The 2,419-nt window shown below is 59.2% G+C and carries 3 protein-coding genes and 1 riboswitch; of the genes, 2 read left to right on the top strand and 1 reads right to left on the bottom strand.

All coding sequences use genetic code 11. The features are described 5' to 3' along the window. Both PDO_RS12705 and ribB read left to right on the top strand, forming a co-directional pair. Nucleotides 1-356 (top strand): FGGY-family carbohydrate kinase (locus tag PDO_RS12705; RefSeq protein ID WP_007602144.1); only part of this gene is annotated, 356 nt, incomplete at its 5' end. Between the two features lie 137 nt (nt 357-493). Then, a riboswitch (FMN riboswitch) is annotated at nt 494-640 on the top strand. A gap of 127 nt (nt 641-767) precedes the next feature. Further along, the gene (ribB, locus tag PDO_RS12695; RefSeq protein WP_007602143.1) at nt 768-1,412 is read left to right on the top strand and encodes a 3,4-dihydroxy-2-butanone-4-phosphate synthase; all 645 of its coding nucleotides are present in this window, start codon (nt 768-770) and stop codon (nt 1,410-1,412) included. Nucleotides 1,413-1,531: 119 nt separating this feature from the next. On the opposite strand, the gene PDO_RS12690 is transcribed toward ribB, so the two are convergent. Beyond that, nucleotides 1,532-2,419 (bottom strand): RHE_PE00001 family protein (locus PDO_RS12690; protein WP_007602142.1); only part of this gene is annotated, 888 nt, incomplete at its 5' end.

Here is a 2,419-nt window from a genome sequence, read left to right as displayed (position 1 = left end):
ATGTCGCGCGCGCAACCTTCGAAGCAATCGCGCTTCAGATTGCCGACGTGTTCTTCGCCATGGAAAAGGATATGGGCTCGCCACTGACGGGATTGCTGGCCGACGGCGGCGCATCTGCCAACAGTTTCATGATGCAGCTGCAATCCGACATTCTTGATCGACCGGTCTCTCGCGGTGATCAGGCGGAAGTCGGCGCCATGGGCGTGGCCAGGATGGCACTGCAGGCACTTGGCATCGGAGCGGAAACAAGCGGGCACGCAGGAACGCAAAATTTCATCCCGGGGCAGCTGGCGGGCGCCGAACGTGATCGGATCAGCCGGCGCTGGGCAGAGGCGGTCACCCGCGTTACGTCTTAGGCTTCAAATCCTGGCGACAATCGAGTGGCCGAGAAAATCCAGCAGACGCGCAACAGTGTGTTCATTGCTGCGACGCAAAATAGCACATCGGCGACGCGGCATGCACTTGCAATTCGCCTGCGCTTGCCCCACTCTTTTGTTGTTCTCAGGGCGGGGTGCAATTCCCCACCGGCGGTATCGGGAGAAATCCCGGAGCCCGCAAGCGCTCCCGACAACCTCGGGAGGTCAGCAGATCCGGTGCGATGCCGGGGCCGACGGTATAGTCCGGATGGAAGAGAGCAAGGTAATGGCTGGCGTCCGCGAGGACGGCTAACCTGCGTCTGTTCGCCCAAGGGAAGTTTCGCCGACACGTGAAAACGTTCGGCACAACAGACAGTCGGATGTCCGGCTCAACCCTTGAAAGACCGATGAATGACTATCTCTAAAATTGAAGATGCAATTGCAGCCATTGCCCGCGGGGAAATGGTGATTGTCGTGGACGATCAGGACCGCGAGAACGAAGGCGACATCGTTTTTGCATCCGAAGACGCCACAGCAGAAAAAATCGCCTTCATGATGAACAAGGCACGCGGCCTGATCTGTGTGTCGATGCAGGGCGAACGCTTGGACACGCTGGAAATTCCATTGATGGTGCCCAACAATACAGAATCGCTGAAGACTGCCTTTACCGTATCGGTGGACCACTTGCCGACCACATCGACCGGAATTTCAGCCGCCGATCGGGCCGCGACGATCAAGGCCCTGATCGATCCTTCTGCAAAGCCTGAGGAATTCGCTCGTCCGGGCCATATCTTCCCGCTCCGCGCCAATCCGAAAGGTGTACTTGGACGGCCCGGCCACACCGAAGCGGCAATCGACCTCTGCCGTCTGGCCGGCAAGGCTGAATCCGGCGTGATTTGCGAAATCGCCAAGGATGACGGCACCATGGCAAGGCTGCCGGATCTCGAACTGTTTGCCGAGGAGCACAACCTGCATCTGGTCACGATCGAAGATCTGATCGCCCACCTGCAGATATCCGGTTCAAAGGCGTCAAACCTACTCGAGGTGGCAGCGTAATATCGTAGCGTTCAATTCTCCCAGGTTTCAGGAACATCGGGTCGAACCGCGCTTCATGAAACCTGGGCGGGATGGCAGCGACGCATTCCGCTTTGCATCCCGCGACAGGTAAAGAGCAATCAAAGCACGCCCCAGGCACGAAACCGCCCCCGGCCTGTCAGTTCACGCAGGTTGAGTGCTGCCGCGATCTTCAACGCACCCTGCGTCGTGACACCCAGTTCTTCGGCAATCATCCCGGCCGACACCATTGGTCTGGCAAGAACAAGCTCGATCAATTGCGGCAGTTTTGAAGAGGTGCGCCTGCCGGCAAGCCTGTGCTGCATCTGCTGGCGGGCAAGCAGCAGACGATCATGCTCCTTCAGCCCGAGTTCTGCGGCTAGCTTGAAAGCATCGACGAATGCGAGCAATCGGGTATCGCGATCGCGGCTTGCACGCCTTTCCCGCTGGACCTGTTTCAAACCAAGATTGACGGCAACCAGGTGCGACATACAAATGCCCGTCTCGCGCAACAGCGCGCCGGCCAGCATCCGGCCGAGCCAGGGTGCGTGCTGCAGCACCTGCAACTGATCCCAGGCATCGAGCAGCAGAACGGCACGCAATACCGGCGGAAGCGCCTCGGTCTCCGCCAGCACGCTGCGCCATTCGTCAAGGCGGCTTTCTTCATCCCAATCCGGCTCGTAGACAAATGGATTGCGATCACGACCGGACGTACGCATCGGCTGGTTCACACCAGACATCAATGCTTCACTGCGGGCAAGCACAGCATCCATTTCAGCCAGTTGTTTTGCCAATGGGTCGTCGTCATCGTCTTCATCCCCATCCAGTCCATCCTCCTGCCCGGACGCCTGTACTCGAGCGCCAGTGTCCGAAGGGGCGTCAACCATGCGACCACGAAGGACACCATCATTGCTCAGCGCCCATCCGGGTTCATTGGCGAGGATGCGGCGACGGGTTCGCAACACGTCATGGGCAATGGTCAGCTCATAGTGTCGGCGCACGCACGCCCA

Source organism: Rhizobium sp. PDO1-076, from assembly GCF_000247475.1.
GTDB lineage: Bacteria > Pseudomonadota > Alphaproteobacteria > Rhizobiales > Rhizobiaceae > Allorhizobium.
The sequence above is the reverse complement of the archived record's forward strand: the minus strand, read 5'-3'. Positions and strand labels throughout refer to the sequence as shown.

What these genes read in the sequence shown, in the direction of transcription:
- ribB (WP_007602143.1), top strand. Translation starts at nt 768, where the DNA reads ATGACTATCTCTAAAATTGAAGATGCAATTGCAGCCATTGCCCGCGGG.